This window comes from Rhizobium sp. P40RR-XXII (genome assembly GCF_012641405.1).
Lineage (GTDB): Bacteria > Pseudomonadota > Alphaproteobacteria > Rhizobiales > Rhizobiaceae > Rhizobium.
Map to the genome: position 1 here is coordinate 41,109 of NZ_JABAII010000007.1, position 17,985 is coordinate 59,093.

Annotated in this window: 16 protein-coding genes; 8 read left to right on the forward strand and 8 right to left on the reverse strand. The window is 61.5% G+C overall.

Annotation, left to right across the window (positions count from 1 at the left end):
* Window positions 1-18: 18 nt before the first annotated feature.
* Window positions 19-420, reverse strand: coding sequence for a thioesterase family protein (locus tag HGP16_RS14975; protein WP_168840822.1), 402 nt, complete (start codon window positions 418-420; stop codon window positions 19-21).
* Window positions 421-587: 167 nt separating this feature from the next.
* Here HGP16_RS14975 and HGP16_RS14980 point away from each other — a divergent pair, with 167 nt between their 5' ends.
* Both HGP16_RS14980 and HGP16_RS14985 read left to right on the forward strand, forming a co-directional pair.
* Window positions 588-1,529 (forward strand): histone deacetylase family protein, encoded by a 942-nt coding sequence (locus HGP16_RS14980; protein WP_168840823.1) that lies wholly within the window; start codon window positions 588-590, stop codon window positions 1,527-1,529.
* Between the two features lie 2 nt (window positions 1,530-1,531).
* On the forward strand, window positions 1,532-1,780 hold the full coding sequence (locus HGP16_RS14985; protein WP_168840824.1) for an exodeoxyribonuclease VII small subunit: 249 nt from the start codon (window positions 1,532-1,534) through the stop codon (window positions 1,778-1,780).
* A gap of 74 nt (window positions 1,781-1,854) precedes the next feature.
* Here the strand turns inward: HGP16_RS14985 and HGP16_RS14990 are convergent, their stop codons facing one another.
* Window positions 1,855-2,388, reverse strand: a complete 534-nt coding sequence (locus HGP16_RS14990) for a hypothetical protein (protein ID WP_168840825.1) — start codon at window positions 2,386-2,388, stop codon at window positions 1,855-1,857.
* Between the two features lie 152 nt (window positions 2,389-2,540).
* Here HGP16_RS14990 and HGP16_RS14995 point away from each other — a divergent pair, with 152 nt between their 5' ends.
* Both HGP16_RS14995 and dxs read left to right on the forward strand, forming a co-directional pair.
* Complete coding sequence (locus tag HGP16_RS14995; protein WP_168840826.1) at window positions 2,541-3,464, forward strand: pirin family protein; 924 nt, start codon at window positions 2,541-2,543, stop codon at window positions 3,462-3,464.
* A gap of 122 nt (window positions 3,465-3,586) precedes the next feature.
* Complete coding sequence (gene dxs / locus HGP16_RS15000) at window positions 3,587-5,503, forward strand: 1-deoxy-D-xylulose-5-phosphate synthase (protein ID WP_168840827.1); 1,917 nt, start codon at window positions 3,587-3,589, stop codon at window positions 5,501-5,503.
* 302 nt (window positions 5,504-5,805) lie between these two features.
* Here dxs and HGP16_RS15005 read toward each other — a convergent pair whose 3' ends face one another.
* Both HGP16_RS15005 and HGP16_RS15010 read right to left on the reverse strand, forming a co-directional pair.
* Entirely contained in the window at window positions 5,806-7,752 is a 1,947-nt protein-coding gene (locus HGP16_RS15005; protein ID WP_168840828.1) for a methyl-accepting chemotaxis protein, read from the reverse strand.
* 257 nt (window positions 7,753-8,009) lie between these two features.
* Window positions 8,010-9,017 carry a DUF4424 domain-containing protein gene (locus HGP16_RS15010; protein ID WP_168840829.1) on the reverse strand — a complete coding sequence of 336 codons (1,008 nt, stop codon included), beginning with the start codon at window positions 9,015-9,017 and terminating at the stop codon, window positions 8,010-8,012.
* 112 nt (window positions 9,018-9,129) lie between these two features.
* On the opposite strand from HGP16_RS15010, the gene HGP16_RS15015 reads away from it, so the two are divergent.
* Both HGP16_RS15015 and HGP16_RS15020 read left to right on the forward strand, forming a co-directional pair.
* Window positions 9,130-9,870 (forward strand): TlyA family RNA methyltransferase, encoded by a 741-nt coding sequence (locus HGP16_RS15015; RefSeq protein ID WP_168840830.1) that lies wholly within the window; start codon window positions 9,130-9,132, stop codon window positions 9,868-9,870.
* Window positions 9,867-11,117: a class I SAM-dependent RNA methyltransferase gene (locus HGP16_RS15020; protein WP_168840831.1), complete on the forward strand. Its 1,251-nt coding sequence runs from the start codon at window positions 9,867-9,869 to the stop codon at window positions 11,115-11,117. Before HGP16_RS15015 ends, HGP16_RS15020 begins: the two co-directional genes overlap by 4 nt.
* 23 nt (window positions 11,118-11,140) lie before the next feature.
* Here the strand turns inward: HGP16_RS15020 and HGP16_RS15025 are convergent, their stop codons facing one another.
* The gene (locus HGP16_RS15025) at window positions 11,141-11,893 is read right to left on the reverse strand and encodes a crotonase/enoyl-CoA hydratase family protein (protein WP_168840832.1); all 753 of its coding nucleotides are present in this window, start codon (window positions 11,891-11,893) and stop codon (window positions 11,141-11,143) included.
* A gap of 9 nt (window positions 11,894-11,902) precedes the next feature.
* Window positions 11,903-13,681 carry an acyl-CoA dehydrogenase gene (locus tag HGP16_RS15030; RefSeq protein WP_168840833.1) on the reverse strand — a complete coding sequence of 593 codons (1,779 nt, stop codon included), beginning with the start codon at window positions 13,679-13,681 and terminating at the stop codon, window positions 11,903-11,905.
* Between the two features lie 288 nt (window positions 13,682-13,969).
* Between HGP16_RS15030 and HGP16_RS15035 the strand changes: the two genes are divergently transcribed.
* Complete coding sequence (locus tag HGP16_RS15035) at window positions 13,970-14,971, forward strand: transporter (protein ID WP_168840834.1); 1,002 nt, start codon at window positions 13,970-13,972, stop codon at window positions 14,969-14,971.
* 99 nt (window positions 14,972-15,070) lie between these two features.
* Here the strand turns inward: HGP16_RS15035 and HGP16_RS15040 are convergent, their stop codons facing one another.
* Window positions 15,071-15,538, reverse strand: a complete 468-nt coding sequence (locus tag HGP16_RS15040; protein WP_168840835.1) for a BA14K family protein — start codon at window positions 15,536-15,538, stop codon at window positions 15,071-15,073.
* 306 nt (window positions 15,539-15,844) lie between these two features.
* On the opposite strand from HGP16_RS15040, the gene HGP16_RS15045 reads away from it, so the two are divergent.
* Window positions 15,845-16,795 (forward strand): glycoside hydrolase family 25 protein, encoded by a 951-nt coding sequence (locus HGP16_RS15045; RefSeq protein ID WP_409526845.1) that lies wholly within the window; start codon window positions 15,845-15,847, stop codon window positions 16,793-16,795.
* Between the two features lie 100 nt (window positions 16,796-16,895).
* Here the strand turns inward: HGP16_RS15045 and HGP16_RS15050 are convergent, their stop codons facing one another.
* Window positions 16,896-17,984: a hybrid-cluster NAD(P)-dependent oxidoreductase gene (locus HGP16_RS15050; RefSeq protein ID WP_168840837.1), complete on the reverse strand. Its 1,089-nt coding sequence runs from the start codon at window positions 17,982-17,984 to the stop codon at window positions 16,896-16,898.
* Between the last annotated feature and the right edge of the window lies 1 nt (window position 17,985).

The following is a 17,985-nucleotide window of genomic DNA, read 5'->3' on the forward strand; positions in this document are numbered from 1 at the left end:
ACATGCGGCTAGCCCGGCTCAAGCCAGATATTTGTAGAGCCAGTCGCGCGTGTCTTCCGGCAGCGGCGCGGGATCATGTTCATCGCCACGAACCGCCAGCCAGAGAATTTCCACCTCCGCCGCCAGCTCGTTGCCGGTCTCGACCATGACGACGAAGCCGATCGACTTGCCGCCGATCTTGTTGACGCTGATCGAGAAGCGGGCGAGATCGTCGTAGTGCAACGCCCGGTGCAGCGAACAGGATGCCTTCCTGGCGATATAGAGAGGCTCATCGTCGACCAGCGGCCGCGTGCGCCAGAAATTCGAAAGCGCCGTTTCCGCCTGGGAGATATAGGAAGCGATGAACATCTGGCCGTGCCGGTCGACATCGCGCGGCGGCACCCTTACCTCGATGACATCGGATCGTTCTGTTCTCGCCATCACGCAATAACCTCGGCCGACGCCATACCCGCCTTAATGAAAGCTTAACACCGCGCCCCGATATGTAAACGGGCGCCATTCAGAGTGGTTAAGATGGGTTGTTGACATTGTAGTGACATTGTCCATGTCCTGTAATAGGCGTCACACCTCATTTATAGATTGGCCCCATGAGCACACGTCTTTACGAACACCCGATCTTTCTTGAACATATTGTTCCGCCAGGCCACCCGGAGCGCCCTGACCGGCTGCGCTCGCTGAATATCGCGCTGGAGCATCCGAATTTCGAGCGGCTGGACCGGCGAAAAGCCCCACCCGCCCATGAGGATGCGATCCTACTCGTGCATCCCGAAAAGCATCTGGATTTCGTGCTGCGATCGATACCGGACAGAGGCGGCGACGGCGAGATCAACCAGCTCGAGGCCGACACCTATGCCAGCCCGAAGACGCTGCAGGCGATCATGCACGGCGTCGGCGGCGCCATGGCGGCGGTGGACGACGTTTTCTCCGGTGCTGCGGACAATGTCTTCGTCGCGGCCCGTCCGCCCGGGCACCATGCCGAGAAGACCAAGGCCATGGGCTTCTGTTTCTTCAACAATGCCGCGATCGCCGCACGCCATGCGCAAAAGGCCCACGGCGCCGAGCGCGTCGCCATCGTCGATTGGGATGTGCACCATGGCAATGGCACACAGGACATTTTCTGGGACGATCCGTCCGTGCTCTTCTGTTCCACCCATCAGATGCCGCTCTATCCGGGCACGGGCAAGAAGGAGGAGTGCGGCGCGCACAACACCATCGTCAATGCGCCGCTGTCGCCCAATACCGGCGGCGATCATTTCCGCGAGGCCTTCAAGTCACGCGTCCTGCCGGCGCTCAATGATTTCCGCCCCGACCTCATTATCATCTCGGCCGGCTTCGACGCCCATCATCGCGATCCGCTGGCGCAGCTGAACCTGACGGGCGAGGATTTCGACTGGGCGACGGGACGGCTGCTTGAGGTCGCCGACCGCAGCGCCAAGAACCGGGTCGTCAGCCTGCTCGAAGGCGGCTATGATCTGGAAGGCCTCGCCGAGTCGGCGGGGATGCATATTCTACGCATGATGAAAGGTTGACGATGAGCGAGAGCGCCAAGGCAGATGTATCAGGCTATTCCTTCGAGAAGGCCGTGGCGGAGCTTGAAAGCATCGTTGCGCGGCTGGAACGCGGCGATGTGGCGCTGGACGAATCCATCGCCATCTACGAGCGCGGCGAAGCGCTGAAGAAGCACTGCGAGGCGCTGCTCTCCGCGGCGGAAAACCGCATCGAGAAGATCCGGCTCGACCGCGCCGGCAAGCCGCAGGGCACGGAAGCGCTGGACGGGTAGTAAGTGCAGGCACCTACAGGAAAGGCCGCCTTTTCAGCCTCGAGAAAATGGTTCGATGCGGCTGAGCGATTTCGTCAAGGCGACATGAACTGTATATAGCCATCGTGATTGAGCGAAAAACCGAAACTGGTCCGCTTCCCGTTTATGGACACGTGATACTCATGGCCTCTATCGCCGATTTTGAACGCATCCGGATATTTCGTTCTGATGACGTCTGCGAACTGACGCTCGATTGTCTCATCGTCCGCCATCCCCGGATGGCGTCGATATTTCGTGTCACATAGTCCGTCAGGATTGATGATAACAATCAGCGACCGGTCGTCTGTTGCTCCCTCAAGATATGTATATTTGCCGGAGATCAAACTCGAGCCTTGCTTGGTTTCGAACGTCTTAACCCCATATCGAGCCGCAGCCGCGCGAGCCTGCGTGTATGGCGGCCTATAAGCAAAGCAAATATCGCGAAACGCAGCAACCGCAGGCTCAATTGCCGTCGGGCCGGCCGGTTTTTTTGTAGCCTGCTGCTCAGGCGCACCATTCGTTGTGCTGCATGCGGCGAGCATCCCTCCCAAGAGAACGGCAACCAGCGCTTTGCTTCCATCAATGTCCATGCTTATTCGTCTCCCCAAATTACCCGGCTGTTCACATAGGACGCAATGTTAAACAACCCTTTGAAACAACCTTTACAAACGCATCTAACAGCAAAATTTGAGTTTCCCAGCCTTTCTCGCTAGGTTGAGTCCCAACCGAAAGGAGAGCCTTCATGTCCTTCTTCCCAGGCAACGATCCTCAAGCCGGTGATGCCTTCGCCTGCGATGCGATCGAGAACCTTATCATTCCGCGCACCAGCGACCTTGGCGGCTTCTCCGTGCGGCGCGCGCTTCCGAGCAGCCGGCGGCGGCTGGTGGGGCCGTTCATCTTCTTCGACCGCATGGGGCCTGCAATTTTGCGGCCGGGCCAGGCGCTCGATGTGCGCCCGCATCCGCATATCGGGCTTTCCACCGTTACCTACCTGTTCGACGGCGAAATCCGCCATATGGATAGCCTCGGCACGGCCAAGGTGATCCGTCCCGGCGACATCAACCTGATGACGGCCGGGCGCGGCATCGTGCATTCCGAGCGCACGCCGGAGAACCTGCGCGACCACGCATTCGCCATGTCCGGCCTGCAGACGTGGCTGGCGCTCCCCGACGAAAAAGAAGAGATCGATCCTTCCTTCGCCCATACGGAAAAAGACGACTTGCCATTCATCGCCGATGGCGGCGTGACCGGACGGGTGGTGATCGGCGACTTCGAAGGCCTCAAATCGCCGGTAAAGTCCTTCTCCGACACGCTTTACGTCGATCTGCAGCTGCAGCCGAACACGACGTTTCCTTTTGGGGCAGCGCATGAGGAGCGCGCGGTCTACATTCTCTCCGGTTCGCTTGTCGTCGCCGGCGACCGTTTCGAGCAGGATCAGCTCCTCGTCTTCCGTCCCGGCGATGCTATAACGCTGGAGGCTGCCGAAAAAGGCTGTCATCTTATGCTTTTTGGCGGTGCAGCGCTCAATTCTAAGCGCTATATCTGGTGGAATTTCGTCTCGTCCTCGAAGGAGCGCATCGAAAAGGCCAAGGAAGAATGGCGCACCGGCCGCTTCGATATCGTACCGGGCGACGAGGAAGAGTTCATTCCCCTGCCGGAAGGCTAACGGGTTCATAACACTCCCACATGTTTCTTGTTCGGGAGCACCTTGAATTCGGCGTCTTTTGTCGCAATCTGTTTTGACAAGGCGGGCAACCGCCCAAGAATAGCAAGAAAGAGGCATCAGCCTTGACACAAATGCCACAGACGCCGCTGCTGGACCGGGTCCAAAATCCTTCCGACCTGCGAAAGCTGGAGGACCGCGAATTGCCGCAGCTCGCCCGCGAACTTCGCGACGAGATGATCGATGCGGTATCGCGTACCGGCGGACATCTCGGCGCCGGCCTCGGCGTCGTCGAACTGACCATCGCAATCCACAGCGTCTTTAATACACCAGACGATCGCCTGATCTTCGATGTCGGACATCAATGTTATCCGCACAAGATCCTGACCGGGCGGCGCGACCGCATCCGTACGCTGCGCCAGGAAGACGGCCTTTCCGGATTTACCCGCCGGGCCGAAAGCGAATACGATCCCTTCGGGGCCGCGCATTCCTCGACATCCATTTCTGCCGGTCTCGGCATGGCAGTTGCCGCCGAGCTCGATAATGCCGACCGCCGCGTCATCGCCGTCATCGGCGACGGTGCCATGTCGGCCGGCATGGCCTACGAGGCCCTGAACAATGCCGGCGCGCTCGATGCACGGCTGATCGTCATCCTCAACGACAACGACATGTCCATTGCCCCTCCGACAGGGGCAATGAGCGCCTATCTTGCCCGCCTCGCCTCCGGCCGCACCTATATGGGCTTCCGGGATTTCGGCAAGAAGCTGACGGCTTATCTCGGCAAGAAGGTGGACCGTGCGATCACGCGAGCGGTCGAGCACGCACGGGGCTATGTGACCGGCGGCACCATGTTCGAGGAGATGGGCTTCTACCATATCGGCCCGATCGACGGCCATTCCTTCGAGCATCTGCTGCCAGTGCTGCGCAATGTGCGCGACAATGCGCAAGGCCCAGTGCTGATCCATGTCGTGACGCAGAAGGGCAAGGGCTATCCGCCGGCCGAAGCGGCTGCCGACAAATATCATGGCGTCAATAAGTTCGACGTCATCACCGGCGCACAGACGAAGGTGAAGCCGAATGCGCCGAGCTACACAAGCGTCTTTGCGGACGCTTTGGTGCAGGAAGCGACGCTCGACGACAAGATCGTCGGCATCACCGCCGCCATGCCGAACGGTACCGGCCTCGATAAGCTGCAGGAATTCTTCCCCAAGCGCTGTTTCGACGTCGGTATCGCCGAGCAGCATGCCGTAACCTTTGCCGCCGGCCTTGCCGCCGAAGGCTACAAGCCGTTCGCCGCACTCTATTCCACTTTCCTGCAGCGCGCCTACGACCAGGTAGTGCATGACGTGGCGATCCAGGGCCTGCCCGTCCGCTTCCCCATCGATCGTGCCGGTTTCGTCGGCGCCGATGGCCCGACGCATGCGGGCTCCTTCGACACGGCTTTCCTTGCAACGCTGCCGGGCTTCGTCGTCATGGCCGCTTCCGACGAGGCGGAGCTGAAGCATATGGTGCGCACCGCCGCCGCCTACGACCTCGGTCCCATCTCCTTCCGCTATCCACGCGGAGAAGGTGTCGGCGTCGAGCTGCCGGAACGGGGTCAGATCCTCGAAATCGGCAAGGGACGCGTGGTGAAGCAGGGTTCGAAAGTCGCGTTGCTGTCCTTCGGCACGCGCCTGGCCGACAGTCTTGCCGCGGCCGAGGATCTCGATGCCGCCGGGCTTTCGACGACGGTCGCCGATGCGCGCTTCGCCAAGCCGCTCGATCACGACCTCATCCGCCAGCTTGCCGCCCATCATGAGATGCTGATCACCATCGAGGAAGGTTCGGTCGGCGGCTTCGGCAGCCAGGTCATGCAGTTTCTCGCCACTGAGGGCCTGCTCGACAATGGCCTGAAGATCCGCTCGCTCGTCATGCCGGACATCTGGATGGAGCAGGCAAAGCCCGAAGCCATGAATGCCAGGGCCGGTCTCGACCGTGCCGGCATCGTGCAGACGGTATTCCGCACACTCGGCCACGGCCGCATCGTCGAAGCCGCCAGCTAGAGCGCTTCCGCTTTTCTTCGAATCGCGAAAACGCTCTACGCTCTTGTTTTTACGCATTCCGGACGGAAAACCGCTGCGCACTTTTCCTGGAAATGCTCTAGTTTTTTCCTTCTCCCCTCGGGGAGAAGGTGCCTGAAGGGCGGATGAGGGGGCATTCCAGCATACTCGAAGTCGCCTTTCGCTCACCGCTCAAGGCACTCGTCGCCGGTGCTCCGAGGCCCCCTCATCCGGTCCCTCACGATTTCGTTTCACTCAATCGTTCGCGCCCACCTTCTCTCCGCCGGAGAGAAGGTGTTCGTCAATCAGAACTCCTCCCAATCGTCACGGGCGGCGGCGGCAGTCGTCGCCGTTGCCTTGCCGCCGAAAGCCTTGGCGACGGTGCGCCCAAGGGCACGGGCCGGAGACGCAGCCGGCCTCGAACGTGCTGTCGCCGCGACCGGACGCGCGGATACGGCCTGAACGGCATCGCCGAGGCGGAATTGCCGCAACAGCTCGTTGAGTGCCGCGGCTTCGCGGGCGAGCGCATGGCTTGCGGCCGTCTGTTCCTCGACCATGGCGGCATTCTTCTGCGTGCCTTGATCCATGTTGTTGACGGCCGTGTTGATCTCCTGCAGGCCGGTCGACTGTTCGCGGGTCGCGGTGACGATCGCGCCGACATGGCGGTTGATCTCTTGCACTTCGGAGACGATCAACTGGAGGGCCTTGCCCGTTTCGCCGACCAGCGAGACGCCGGTGTTGACCTGATCGCTCGATGTCGTGATCAGCGCCTTGATCTCCTTGGCGGCATTGGCGGAGCGCTGGGCGAGCTCGCGCACTTCCTGGGCAACGACGGCGAAGCCCTTGCCGGCCTCGCCGGCGCGGGCGGCCTCGACACCGGCATTCAGCGCCAGCAGGTTGGTCTGGAAGGCGATATCGTCGATGACGCTGATGATGTTGCTGATCTCGCCCGAGGACTTTTCGATCTGCTGCATGGCCGAGACGGCATTGCGCACCACTTCGCCGGAGCGTTCCGCGCCGAGGCGGGCGCGCTCGACGAGATGGCCGACATCTTCGGCGCGCTTGGCGGAGTCGCGAACCGTTATAGTGACCTGCTCCAGTGCGGCGGCCGTTTCCTCGACTGCGGCAGCCTGCTGCTCGGTGCGGTGCGCCAGATCGTCGGCGGCCGAGCGGATCTCGTCGGCGCCAGCATTGATGGCGGAGGCATTGCGACCGACGGACTGCAGAGCGGCTTCCAGCTTTTCCACCGCATTGTTGAAGTCGGCGCGGACGCTGTCGAACTGCGGCGCGAAGCTATTGCGCAGGCGGGTGGCGACATTGCCGGAAGACAGGGCGGAGAGGCCGTCCGCGAGCGCTTCCATGGCAAAGCGGATTTCGCCCTCTTCGCGCGCCTTCTGCTCATCGTTCATCTGACGCTCGCGCTCGGCATCGCCGCGCATGCGCTCGGTTTCGCCCGAGAGACGCAGCTTTTCGATCCCCGCCTGCTTGAAGACCAGGACGGCATCGGCCATGCGGCCGACTTCGTCGCCACGGCCGACCGCCGGAACTTCGACATCATGCTCGCCGTTCGCCAGCCGGCCCATCGCAGCCGTCATGCCGACGATCGGGCGAACGATGAGGCGCGACAACAGCCAGGCAAGCACGGCGGCTGCGAACGAGGCAAAGATGCCGCCGACGATCAGCGTCAGGCGCAGATCGCCGTTGGCGTCGTCCTGCATGGCTGCCAGGTCGCTGGCCTTGGCACGGGCGGCCTGCTTGATCTTGGCGGCAGCGTCGCGGAAGCCATCGAGCTGGCCCTTGGTCTCGTTCTGGCCGATCTTGACGATCTGGTCGAGCGGCATATCGGTTTCCTTGCGGGCCTTGGTCTGCGGCTCCGCAAGCTGATGGAAATAAAGATCGGCCGCCTTCTGCATGTTGTCGATGGCCTGCAGCAGATCCGGTGAATCGGCGGCGGCCTGCTTGGCCGCGGCGATGCTCTTCAACATCCGTTCGCGATTGTTGAAGACATCGCCATAGGTGCTGTCGCTGCGCAGCAGCAGGAAGCCGCGCAGATTGACCGCCTGTTCCAACATGGCCTGCAGGGAATCGTCGATCAGGCTGACGAGCTGCTGCGACTTGGCCTGCTCGAGGGCAGCACCGGCAGATACTTCTTCCTTGGAATAGACGAATGCGGAAACGCAGGCGAAGACGGCGATCAGCGCCGTAAACGTGATGGCAAGCTTGCCATTCAGCGAGAGTTTTTTCGCAAACATGGGCGAGCGCCTCCTGAGCGCCGGTCCTGGCGAGCATCATCGGACGCGCTTGGGAGGGGACGCGGCCGTTGCTCGGAGAATTCACGGAGGGGCATGATTGGGACGCAGACGCGCGAAGCCTTCATGGCAGGCGATGACCTCGAAATGGATCACCGCAATCACAGGCATCAGTAGAGACTTGGACTTTAAATTTATTTAATTGCGCGAGGCCGCATTGAAGTGCAGTCGAACGACCGCGCACCCTCCTTCAAACAGCCCTAATTCACCGGCACGGCAGCGAGAATGAGGATATCCAAATCGTGTTCGGGATAGAAATCCTGCGCCGCCATCTGGAAGGTGGTCGCGCCGATCTTTTTCACGTCCTTGCCGCAGAAGCTGATGTAATTGTCGGGGCTGCCCTTATCGACCGTCAGCTCGAAATGCTTGATCGGACCGGACCAGTTGGCACCCGTCGTCAGCACGTAGGAGATCCAGCTTTCGGTGTAGCCGCGTCCGCCCTTGTCGGCTGCGGCAGCGAGCTTGACCGCCGTCTTGAGGAAGGGTTCATCGAGACAGTACTTGGCGCGATAGGTCTGCAGCTGCTGCTTCTGATAGTCTTCCTCGCCAGCGAAGGTGATGGCGACAGTGCCGCCGACGCTGGGCTTGTAGCGATGCTCGACCGCGATCCTGGCCTTGGCCGGGAACTTCGTGCGCCACCAATAGGTGGTATGCAGCGTCCACATCGGCGTCGGGTGATGCTTCATGCCCTGGCCGTCCGTGTCGTATTCGTCATCGGCGATCAGGCCGCGGGCCGTCCAATCATCGAGCACGTCGGCGGGCAGCTTGGCGACGGCCTCCGTCGCCGCCTTGCTCAGCGGCAGCAGCGGGATGCCGCGAGCATTCAACTCATCCGTCATGTCGACGCCGGCAACCGATACGCGCTGCTGCAGGGTCGGCACAATGGGCTTGCCGTCCTGCAGCACGGTAAAGCCGAGGAAATTGTCGGCGTCGACATTTCCGGCGTCGACCATGCTGTCTATGTCACCCTTGATATCGGGCATGGGAAAGGCGACGACGCTTTCGACATCCTTGTCTGAGGTGTTTTCGAAGATGTAATCGACGCGGACCTGCTCTGCCGAAATGAACAGCTTTTCCTGCGCCATGCTGATATCGCCGGTGCGGACATAGGCGAGACCGCCCGTTCTCAGCTCGGCCATGGTGTCATTCGCCATAGCCGGAACGGCGAACATCGCCATTAGCGCCGCATAGCCACCGATCTTTCGCATGATGCCCCTCGCCTGTTGATTGCGGCGATTATGGCCGGTTGCGATCCGGCGTCAACGCCGATATCAGCATAAAAGGCTTGCAACATAACGCATTGCCCGGCATGGACAGCCCATGTCCGAACCGCAACGCCTCGACCAGCTTCTCGTCACCCTTTCTCTCTTCGCCAGCCGCTCGCGCGCTCGCGATGCGATCCAGCGCGGCACGGTGACCGTGAACGGCAAGGTCGTGACAAAGCCGGGTGCGCTATTCACCGAAGACGCACAGATCAGCATCGATGATCCGGCGCAGGATTACGTCTCGCGCGCGGCATTGAAGCTGGTGGCGGCACTCGACCATTTCGGCCTCGATCCGCGCGGGCAGCACTGTCTCGATGTCGGCGCATCGACGGGCGGCTTCACCGAAGTGCTGCTGCAGCGGGGTGCCGCGCGTGTGACGGCGATCGACGTCGGTCACGACCAGATGCATCCGCGCATAGCGGCCGATCCGCGCGTGACCAATATCGAGGGGCTGAACGCACGCAACTTGACGACAGAGGATATCGGCGCACCTTTCTCCTTCGTCGTTTCCGATGTCTCCTTCATTTCGCTGAAGCTGGCTCTCACGCCGGCGCTTGGGCTTGCCGAAGCCGGCGCGCGGGCGGTGCTGCTCGTAAAGCCGCAATTCGAGGCGGGTCGCGATGCGATCGGCAAGGCCGGCCTCTTGAAGGACCCCTCCTCCGCTCCGGCGGTTGCGGCCGAACTCGAGCGCTGGTTCACCGAAGACATGGGCTGGCGCAGCCTCGGCCTCATCGCCTCGCCGATCGCAGGCGGCGACGGCAACCATGAATTTCTTCTCGCAGGGATCAAGCCATGAGCACTGAAAACGTCACCATCCAGAAGCTCGGCGCCCAGGGCGACGGTATCGCGCAGGGCGCCGATGGCCCGATCTACGTGCCCTTCACGCTGCCCGGCGAAAGCGTCGCCATCGCGCGGATGAAGAGCCAGGGCACGCTGATGTCGATCGCGTCTGCCTCGCCGGACCGGCAGGAACCGCACTGTCGGCACTTCGGTCCGGACGGCGTCAACGGTACCTGCGGCGGCTGCACCCTCCAGCATTATGCCGACGCACCCTACCGCGCCTTCAAGCGCCAGCTCGTCATCGATGCACTGCGCTCGAAAGGCCTGACGCCCGAGGTGGACGATATCGTCGCCGCGCATCCTGGCGAGCGCCGCAGGGTCGTCTTCGCCGCGCGCAACACCGAAAAGGACATGTTGATCGGCTTCAACCAGGCCGAAAGCCATCATATCGTCGCCATCGAGGAATGTCCCATTGCTTCGGCCGGCATCATGGCCCGCTTGCCGGCGATCAAGACGATCGCGGCGGCGATCGCCATCAACGCCGAAGCCTTCCGCATCTCGGTATTGGAGACGCAGACAGGCCTCGATCTCGCCGTCGACGGCATCAAGTCGCTTTCTGACAAGCAGCGCCGCAGCACGATCGAAACCGTGCTGTCGCTTCGCGGCATTGCCCGTCTTTCGCTGAACGGCGAGATTCTTGTGGAGCCGGCGAAGCCGATCATCGATTTCGGCGGCGTGCCGGTCTCTCCGTCGCCGGGCGCCTTCACACAGGCGACGAAGCAGGCCGAGGACGCCATGGCCGAGCTGGTTGCAGCCCATGTCGGCAAGGCAAAGCGTGTCGCCGACCTCTTTGCCGGCAGCGGCACCTTCTCGCTTCGCCTGGCGCGGATTGGGCGAGTGCATGCGGTGGAAAGCGAGGAAAAGCCGCTCGCGGCACTCGACCAGGCCGCACGCACCATACAGGGGCTGAAGCCCGTGACCGTCGAACGCCGCGATCTCTTCCGCCGTCCGTTGATGACGCAGGAGCTGAAAGCCTACGACGCCGTCGTCTTCGACCCGCCGCGCGCGGGCGCGCAATTCCAGAGCAAGGAACTTGCCCGTTCCCAGGTCAAGAAGATCGTCGCCGTCTCCTGCAATCCGCTGACACTCGCCCGCGATCTAGCCCTGCTGGTCGAAGGCGGTTACCGCATCACGCGGGTGACACCGATCGACCAGTTCCTGTGGACCTCGCATGTCGAAGTGGTTGCGGCACTGGAGAAGTAGTTCTCTTGAGGGCGGGTTGAGCTTCACCGCTTCATAAAGGCCTCGAAAGCCGCGCGGGCCTCGGCGCTTTTCAGCTGGGCGGCGAAATGCTCGGCCTCTTTCTGGATTCGATCGAGGACGGCATCCGGGGGGCCGCGCATCAGGTCGCGCGCGATCCGCAAAGCCTCGGGTGGTTTGGCGGCGAGCTTAACGGCCAGCGACAGTGCTTCGGCCTCTACCGCTTCCGGTGCTGTCACCTTCCAGATGAGGCCGGCTTCTTTTGCTTCCAAAGCTGAAAAGCCTTCACCCAGCGCAAGCAGGGCGAAGGCGCGCTGATGCCCCATGACGCGCGGAGCAAGCAGGCTCGAGGCTGCTTCGGGAACGAGCGCGAGATCGACGAAGGGTGTCTTGAACAGGCTGCGATCGGAGGCAACCGTCAGGTCGCAATGCAGATGGATCGTCGTGCCGATGCCGATCGCCAGGCCATCGACGCCGGAGACGACCGGCTTCTTCGTGCTCGCCAGCGCGACGAGAAAATCAATCACTTCGCGTCCCATGTTGCCGCTCATGGCGAAGGCAAGGAAATCGGCCAGGTCGTTGCCGGCCGAGAAGCAGCCTTCCGTGCCGAGGAAGGCATGAACGCGGATGTCCGGCGCATCCTCAGCCGCCTTCAACGCCTCGGTCATGGTTTGATACATGGCGCGGGTGATGGCATTCTTCTTTTCCGGCCGGTTGAACCGGATGATCTGGACCTTCGGCGCGGTTTCGGGGCGTTCGATGAGGATATGGTCGGTCATCATATGTCCTTAGGCAAGCGCGATGCGGGCGGCTTCGAGGCTGCCGGCTCCGGCAATGACACGGTCGGCAAGGGCGGCGGTTTCGGCCAGGAGGTTCTCGGCGGCGAAGCGGCAAAGCGCGATGCGCTTGCCCCCTTCGCCGTCTCCCGCATCGGCGAGGCCTCCCTTGGCCAGATAGCTTCCGGTCAGCACCAGTCCGAAGAGCCGCTGGTAGGGTGTGGCGCCCGCCAGCGCTTCAGCGACGGCGCCCTCGGCCTGCCTCGACAAAAGCCAGTCGCTCGCCTTCTCGAGATCGGCAATGGCCGCCTGCAGCCGCGACGCGGTCTCGCCGAAACCTTCGAGATTGGATTTTGCGACCGTATCGGCGATCTCAAGCAATTCGGCGATGAAGCCACGCACATGATCGCCATTGGCGATCGTCAGCTTGCGCGTCACCAGATCGATCGCCTGAATGCCGTTGGTACCCTCATAGATCGGTGCGATACGAGCATCACGCAGCAGCCGCGCCGCACCGGTCTCCTCGATGAAACCCATGCCGCCATGGACTTGAATGCCGAGCGAGGCGACATCGACGCCGGCGTCGGTGGAGAAGGACTTGGCGACCGGCGTCAGCAATGCGGCGCGTTCCTGCCAAAAGCTGCCCCTCTGCGGATCGCGATGCGACATGTCGATCGCCTCGGCGCAGGCGTAGCAGATGGCGCGCGAGCCCTGCGTCAAGGCTTTCATCGTCAGCAGCATGCGCGCAACGTCGGGGTGCTCGATGATCGGGCTCATGCCCGACGAGGTCGTGCCCGGCGCGCGGCCCTGGGTGCGCTCCCTGGCATAGGCAATGGCTTTCTGCGTCGCAGCCTCGGCAATCGCAACCCCCTGGATGCCGACGGCAAGACGCGCATTGTTCATCATGGTGAACATACAGGCGAGGCCCTTGTTCTCCTCACCGACGAGCCAGGCGACGGCGCCGTTCTCCGGCCCGTATTTGCCATCGCCGTAGATCATCGTGCAGGTCGGCGAACCATGGATGCCGAGCTTGTGCTCGAGCGAATGGGCGAAATAGTCATTGCGGGCGCCGAGCGAGCCATCGTCGTTGACAAGGAATTTCGGCACGAGGAACAGCGAAATGCCGCGCGTGCCGGCCGGTGCATCCGGAAGACGGGCGAGGACGAAATGGACGATATTCTCCGCCGCCTCGTGATCGCCCCAGGTGATGAATATCTTCTGGCCGAACAGGCGATAGGTGCCGTCGTCGCGGCGTTCGGCGCGGGTGCGCAGCGCCCCGACGTCGGAGCCGGCATGCGGCTCCGTCAGGTTCATCGTGCCTGACCATTGCCCCGATACGAGCTTTTCCAGATATGTCTTCTTGAGGTCGTCGCTGCCATGGGCAATCAGTGCCTCGACCGCTCCCATGGTCAGCGTCGGCGCAAGGCCGAATGCCATGGAAGCCGAGTTCCACATTTCCAGCGTCGCGACATTCAACATATGCGGCAGGGCCTGCCCGCCGAATTCCTCGGGCGCGGTCAAGCCGTTCCAACCACCGGCGATCCAATCGCGATAGAGTTTCTCCCATCCATCGGGAAGCACCACTTTGCCATCGACCAGACGCGCGCCCTGCCGGTCACCGATCTCGGCAAGCGGCTCCATCTCATCTCCGGCAAAACGGCCGGCTTCCGACAGAATGGCATCGACGACATCGGCGCTCAGATCGCCGAGGATGCCCTCCTCCATCGCGCGTTCCATGCCGGCGACATGCTTCAGCGTGAATGCGATTTCTTCGACTGGCGCCTTGTACATGCTGCTTCCTCCGCATTGGTGCCGGCAATGATCCGCCTCACCCGGATCATCGCTCATCTGTGGTCATAGCTAGTTTATTTTTACGTAAACGTCAATTTTATCGAAGCGGCAAAGATGTTGATTTCCACCCTCTCGCGAACCCCGACATCATATACGTCTTGCGCGCGCTGCGCGGCTGTGACATCGCCGCTCGCAGCCGCGATTATTCGACCAAAGCGCGGACTTGCATAAACAATCGTCATGAACGAAGACTAAGGCAACTGTTCGGACAACGCGAATGATACGGCCATGAACACGATCACGTCAGTCAACACGATACCCGGCTTCATATGGGCCTATCGTCTCCGTCCAGGCGAAACCAAGCCGGAACGGCTGCCCGACGATACCGATCGTTCAGCGCTCTTTACGGATGACGGTTTCCTGTGGCTGCATCTCAATCTTGTCGACGCACGCGTACCGGCTTTTCTCGAGGATGCACCGAGCCTGAATGAAGCTGCCCGCATAGCGCTGACAAGTCATGAGACGCATGCGACGGTCACCGTCGACGATCAGATGCTCTTCGGCACGCTAGTCGATTTTCAGCGCGACTTTGCCAGAGACACGCACGATATCGGCTGGCTGCATTTCGCCGTGACCGACCGCATGCTCATCACCAGCCGGCTGCAGCCGCTTCGCAGCCTGGATCGCGTGCGAATGCTGATCGACAAGAATGCCACGAGGTTTTCGCGGCCGCTCGACATTTTCGAGCTGCTGGTCGTCGAATTCCAGCGCACCCTGATTTCGATCGTCATCGAGATCAGCGAAGAGCTCAACCTCATTGAGGACTTCGTCCACGGAAATACGTCACGCGACGAACGCGCGCGGCTGCCGCCCGTGCGGCGGACGATCGTGCGGCTGCACCGGCATCTGCGCACGGTCCTGTCGCTGATGCGCCATGCGGCCGCCTCCGACGACGAGGAAATGCCGCTCGGTTTCGAGGATGTTGCCGGGCGCTTGACGGGCCGGCTCGAAGCAGTCGAGCACGATGTCTATGCATTGCAGGAGCGAGCCAGGCTGCTGCACGAAGAAATCGACTCGAAGCTCGGATCCGAGATCAACCGCCATCTCTACATCCTGTCGATCATGACCGCGTTTCTGCTGCCGCCGACGCTGGTGACCGGCTTCTTCGGCATGAACACCTCGAACCTGCCGCTTTCAGGCGGCGCGGGTGGTACGGAATATGCCGTCGGCTTCATCGTCGCCTCCATGCTGCTGGCATGGTGGCTGCTCAAGCGGGTCAACATTCTCTAAGGTCGAAACATGCACAAGCCGCCCGGCATAGGCCGGACGGCTTGTGATTGTTTTGCAATTCCGGACGGAAAACCGCTCAGCACTTTTCCTGGATTTGCTTTAGAAATACGGCGAGTAGCACTGGCGGCGCGGACCGTAGTTCGGCTGGAACGTGTTGTCGTAAGCACGGTAGGAGCGATAGCGCGACTCGCACCAATCAACGTGACGCGGATTGATGCCGACGCTCGGGGCCGGAGCCGGCGCATAGTAACGCGGCTGGCTGGCGATCGCGCCGCCGATAAGCGCGCCGGCGCCGAAGGCAGCCAGCGGGAACCAATAGCCGTCGTGATAGCGATAACCGTGACGGTAGCCTGAATAGCCGCGATAGCCTCCATACCAGCCACGACGATAGTAGCCGCCGTGACGCCATTGAACCTGTTCGACATTGCCGGGCGCCGCCTGGGTGGGCACGGTCTGACTGGCGATCGGTGCCATGGGCATCTGCATGGCGAAAGACGGTGTGAAGCTCGTCAGAGCGACGGCGGCCGTGACGGCGACGGTCGCGATTTTTGCACGGAAACCAAGCATTTTCATCTCCATTCCCTGGTTCGACTTGGTACTCAAGCCTATAGCGTTTCATGTCGGGAATGCTTCCCGAGCAAGGTTTCGCCGCCTGCTTCGTCGCATATCCGAGTAAACGACAAGAAACGCGGCAGCGCGTTATTTAGTTCCTCAAATCCCTACCAATTTAAGGAGTTATGCAGGGCTCCACGATGAATTTATAGTGATTGCATTCTTAACCCAAGATTAACCAGCAATCCTTACTATTATTTCATGAAGGGATACCGGAAGAGTAACCTCCTGATGTGCGGCTTGCTGACGATCCTGACCCTCATGGGGCCGGTCTCCAAGCCTTCGGCCGGCGAAAGCCAACCCTGGACCGATCCAAAAAATGTCCTCATCGTCGATGCTTACGAGCTGAACACCATCGACTGGAACGCGTTTCTGCAGGACAAACGGATCGCAGGCTTCATCTCCAAAGCCTCCGACGGATTGCCCGAAAGCTTCAGCTGCACCGGCGACCACGGCGGCGATACGGTGGCCCATTGCAGGACGATGTGGCGCAAATATGCTGTCAGCCGCGAGCTGTTCCAGACGCGGCGCATGCTGGCAAAGACGAATGGCCTATTATGGGGCGCCTATCATCTGGGGCGACCCGGCAATCCGATCGATCAAGCCAATCATTTTCTCGACTATGCCGATCCGCAGCCGGACGAGCTGATGGTGCTCGACATAGATGGCATGGACACGGCGCAATTCATGTCGCTGGAGGATGCCCAGATCTTCGTTGCCCACATCAAGGTCAGGACCGGGCGCTACCCCATTCTCTACATCAACCACAACACGGCGCGATACATCGCCGATCATCGGGACACCTATCCGCTGCTGTCGCGGCTCCCCTTGTGGTACGCGCGTTACAAGCCCGATGTGAAAGGCACTTTCCCGCTCGGCAACTGGGACAGCTATGCCATCTGGCAGTTCGCTTCTTCGGACAATTGCTCCGAAAAGAGCTGTCCCTATCGCGTGCCGGGCACGCTCACTGATATCGACGTCAATGTCGTGCCGATGACGCAAGTTCAGCTCGCGAAGGTCTGGCCGCAGGGCGATCTCCTGCCGGCCAAGCCGCTGCCCGCGCCCGATCTGATGATCGCACAGGCGCCGACATGCAACGGGCCGCGACAAACGCTGGTTTCGCTCATGGTCGACGTCGACCCAGTCGTCACGGCGTCAACGCCGCAATCGAAGCCGGTCGAGATCAACGAGCTGAACTACCAGGATTTTTAAAGCGCGCCGTAATCTTTCAGATTCGCCTTTCGCGCTTTGGGTCTTTGATTTTGCGCATGTCGTTACCGCAAAACCGCTGCGCAATTTTGCGCGACATGCTTTAGGCCTCGACCTGGACATCCGTCTTCGGACGGGAGCAGCAGGCGAGGATATAGCCCTCTTCGATCTCGTCATCGAGGATGCCGCCATTGTGGCTCATCTCGACTTCGCCCGAAAGCTTCATCACCCGGCATGTGCCGCAGAGCCCCGACTCACAGGCCGCGCCGATGCGAACGCCGGCGCCTCGCGCGGCCTGAAGCACGGTCTGCCCCGCCGCGCAAACGACATCCTTGCCGGCCATGGTGAAGCGGATCGTCGTTGCGGCCTCACCCGATGCATCGTCGGAAACCTCCGCAAGCGGCGTTGCCGCATTCGCCGGCTGGAAGCTCTCCTGATGGTAGCGCGACATGTCGAAGCCATGCGCCTCCAGCATGGAGCGCACGGCATCCATGAAGACTTCCGGGCCGCAGCAGAAGATGGTCCGATCCATGAAATCGGGCGCCAGCAGGCCGATCTTCGCCTTGTCGATGCGGCCCTTCAATCCGGACCAGAGATCGGTGCGGCCACAGCCCTCGACGATCAAGCCGAGATTGAGGTTCGGCATGAAACGGGCGAGATATTCGAGCTCGGACCGGAAGATGATGTCGGCCGGGCCGCGCGAGCAATTGACGAAGGTAATATCCGACAGCGGTGCGGTATCAGCCATGTAGCGCGTCATCGACATCATCGGCGTGATGCCGGAGCCGGCGGAGACGAACAGATATTTTTCGCCGGGATGACGGATATGGCTGAAATCGCCGAGCGGACCGAACGCCTTGATGCGCATGCCCGGCTTCAGGTTCTCGAACATCCAGCGGGTGCCGATGCTGTCCTTCTGTGCCTTCACCGTCACGGCGACCGAGAAGGGCCGCGATGGCGTCGACGACAGCGTATAGGTGCGCATGACCGGCTCCGGAGCCGTCGGCAGCTCCAGCGTCACGAACTGGCCCGGCAGATAGCGGAACCAGTTGTCCTTGTCGGACCGGAACGTGAAGGTCATCACGTCGGGCGCTTCGGGCGTTGCCGAGAGGCATTCGAGCAGATGCTGCCTGTCGCTCCAGGGCTGCATCTGGTCGAGGTGGCGGTGCGGAAGGGAGACGGTCATATTCATG